At 40.3% G+C, this 231-nt stretch carries 1 protein-coding gene; it reads right to left on the reverse strand.

Features of this window, described 5'->3' with window-relative positions; genetic code table 11:
- On the reverse strand, positions 1-231 hold a 231-nt coding region (locus LPKJCM_RS03085; protein WP_174659004.1), incomplete at both ends, for a transposase.

The raw sequence follows: 231 nt of genomic DNA on the forward strand, positions 1-231 counted from the left end.
GCTCAGTTTTTCTATCCAACCAAAAATATGAGTTAAATTGGCCATCATTTTGGCCAATTTATTCATATTTGCTGCCATACAGATAATTCCTAATTCATTATTGACTTGTCTTAATCCACGTACCGATAATCTACGGAAACGCAAATTAGCCTTCAGGTTACCAAAGGCTGGCTCATCCTCAAGTTTTCGCTTAGCGAAAATGGCCTGGCCCTCTGGGCTTGAAAGCTGTTC

Origin of the sequence: Lentilactobacillus parakefiri (assembly GCF_002157585.1) — a bacterium.
GTDB classification, from domain to species: Bacteria; Bacillota; Bacilli; order Lactobacillales; family Lactobacillaceae; genus Lentilactobacillus; species Lentilactobacillus parakefiri.